The 2509-nt window shown below is 70.7% G+C and carries 3 protein-coding genes; 1 reads left to right on the top strand and 2 read right to left on the bottom strand.

The features are described from left to right. Positions 1-152: 152 nt before the first annotated feature. Positions 153-920: a TIM barrel protein gene (locus ACTHL9_RS00650; protein WP_440516696.1), complete on the bottom strand. Its 768-nt coding sequence runs from the start codon at positions 918-920 to the stop codon at positions 153-155. Beyond that, complete coding sequence (locus tag ACTHL9_RS00645; RefSeq protein ID WP_440516695.1) at positions 917-2005, bottom strand: Gfo/Idh/MocA family oxidoreductase; 1089 nt, start codon at positions 2003-2005, stop codon at positions 917-919. The genes ACTHL9_RS00650 and ACTHL9_RS00645 overlap by 4 nt, the downstream gene beginning before the upstream one ends. 124 nt (positions 2006-2129) lie before the next feature. Between ACTHL9_RS00645 and ACTHL9_RS00640 the strand changes: the two genes are divergently transcribed. Next, a partial coding sequence (locus ACTHL9_RS00640) for a LacI family DNA-binding transcriptional regulator (RefSeq protein WP_440516694.1) occupies positions 2130-2509 on the top strand: 380 nt, incomplete at its 3' end.

Here is a 2509-nt window from a genome sequence, read left to right as displayed (position 1 = left end):
CACCAACGCCCCCCCCCTGCCCTTCGCCGCCGTCACTCACCGCCCCGATCCGGTCCCCCCTCCCGCCCCGGTGGTCCCACACCCGCGCTGCGCGCCGGGGCAACAGGAGGACCCTGCGAAGGTGACGGAGCAACGGGAGGGGGCCGGAACCCCTAGCCGGCGAACGCCGCCCGGAAGGCCTTGAGCGCATCGTGGGGGTTCCCCGCGGCGTGGGCCTCGAGGCCCACGGTTCCCTTGTACCCGGCGTCGGCCAGTGCGCTGTGCACCGCCGAATAGTTGATCTCTCCGGTGCCGGGCTCGCAGCGGCCGGGAACGTCGGCCACCTGGATCTCGCCGACCCACGGCAGTGCCTCGCGGACCGTGCCGATGAGGTTCCCCTCCCCGAGCTGGGCGTGGTAAAGGTCGAGCATGAGGCGCACGTTGGGGTGGTCGACGGCGCGCACGAGCGCAAGAGTGTCCTTCGCCCGGGCGAGGGGAATTCCCGGGTGGTCGAGGATCGTGTTGAGGTTCTCGAGGCAGAACGTCAGGCCGTGCCGCGCCCCGAGTTCCCCGAGCTTCACCAAGGCCCGCGCGGCCGTGAGCCACATGGTCCCGTCCGAGCGCCAGTGGGGCCGCACAGCCTGGCCGCCCACCAGCTCTGCCGGGTGGACCACGAGGCGTTCAACGCCGAGCTCGAGGGCCGTCGGGATGAGCGCCTCAGCGGTGCTCACCACCAGATCGGCTGTCTCGGGCTCCACAAGCGAACCGGCCGAGTAGCCTGTCATTGACGAGAAGCGAGCGCCGGTCGCGGCGAGCGCGCGGAGGTCCTTGGAACGCGAATCCCAGAGCTCGACGTCGAACCCCGCCTCGTGGATCCGCTGCACTCGCTCCACGAACGGCTGCTCCGTGAAGACCATCTCGGCGCAGACGGCGAGCCTCATGCGCGAGCCTCCGACCGCGAGACAGCGGCGGGCAGGCCCGTCTCCACCGACTGGATGCAGGCGCGGGCGACGGCGAGTGCTCGCCGCGCGTCGTCGAGTCCGGGAGTGAGCGGCACGCCGTGCTCGGGGGAGGCAGTGCCATCGCGGCGTGCCCGGACGTGGTCGGCGAAGTCCGCGAGCTCGTCTGTGTAGGCGCCGGCGAACAGCTCGATGTTCAGGCGCGGAGTGTCAGCGGACAGGCCCGCGGCGCCGTATCGCACTGCCGCCGTCTCGGTGGCCCGCCCCGCCTGGACCATCCCCGCCGAGCCGAACACCTCGCCGCGTACGTCGTACCCGTAGAGCGCCGAGAAGTTGGCCTCGGCGACGGCGATCGCGCCGTTGCTGTACCGGATGGTCACGACCGCGGTGTCCAGGAAGCCGGCGTCCTTGAAGGACGGCTCGACCAAGGCGTCCGCGGTAACGTGCACGCTGACGGGCTCGGCCCCGGAGTTGAACCAGTTGAGGGCGTCGAAGTCGTGGATGAGAGTCTCAAGGAAGATGGTTCCTTGCGGGACGCGTCCGGCGTTGGGGATCCTCCCGGTGCCGGGGTCTCGGGTGAGCGAGTGGAGGAGCTGGGGCGTGCCCACCGCGCCGGCCGCGATGTCACGGCGCGCAGCGAGGAAATCGGCCGCGTAGCGACGGTTGAAGCCGATCTGCCAGTGCACCCCCGCCTCGGCCACGGCCTGGTCCACGCGAGCGAACTCATCGAGGTCGAGGGCGCCGGGCTTCTCGCAGAACACGTGCTTGCCCGCCCGCACGGCGTCGATGGAAAGCGCCGCATGGAAGCGCGCGGGCCCAGCAATGACAACGGCGTCGATCTGAGGGTCTGCAAAGAGGTCCGCGGCATCGGCAGTCACGCGCGCAACCCCGAGCTCGGCCGCCAGCGACTGGGCGGTCTCGATCGCCGGGTCCGCGATCGCGACGAGGCTCGCCGCGGAGATCCGTGTCGCGAGGCTGCGTGCGTGGAAGGCGCCCATCCAACCGGCACCGATCAAGGCGACGCGCACCGGTTCCGGGCGGGAGGAAACGACAGGGAGATAGGTCATGGAGAGTCCTCTCAAGGGGGCCTTCTAGAACGATCTAGATCGAGGCGTGCGCCCAGTCTTGCACGGCTTCATCATCCGTGTCTAGATCGTTCTAGTACACTCGGAACAACTGATCGGAGGATCCATGGCGAAGCGGCCCACCCTCACGGACGTCGCAGCGGAGGCAGGAGTCTCGCGCGCGCTCGTCTCGATCGTCATGCGCGGCGCGCCCGGGGCGAGCGAGGCGACCCGCGAGCGAGTTCTGGCCGCCGCTTCCCGCCTCGGCTACCGGCCTGACACGCGCGCCCGACTCCTCCGCAGCGCGCGGTCCCACCTCCTCGGTGTGGTCTTCGACGTCGAGGGCCCCTTCCACGCCGACATCGTCGAGGCGCTCTACCCCGCGGCGGCGGAGCGCGGCTTCGACGTCATCCTGAGCGCCCGTGGTCCGCGCCGCACCGAGGACGATGCAGTCCAGTCCCTCCTCGACCTGGGCGCCGAGGCGCTGCTCGTCCTCGCCCCCGACTC

Source organism: Sinomonas sp., from assembly GCF_051955515.1.
Classification (GTDB): Bacteria; Actinomycetota; Actinomycetes; order Actinomycetales; family Micrococcaceae; genus Sinomonas.
The sequence above is the reverse complement of the archived record's forward strand: the minus strand, read 5'-3'. Positions and strand labels throughout refer to the sequence as shown.

Excerpts from the sequence above, each read along its gene's own strand:
- ACTHL9_RS00650 (WP_440516696.1), bottom strand. The coding sequence starts at position 920 with ATGAGGCTCGCCGTCTGCGCCGAGATGGTCTTCACGGAGCAGCCGTTC.
- ACTHL9_RS00645 (WP_440516695.1), bottom strand. The coding sequence starts at position 2,005 with ATGACCTATCTCCCTGTCGTTTCCTCCCGCCCGGAACCGGTGCGCGTC.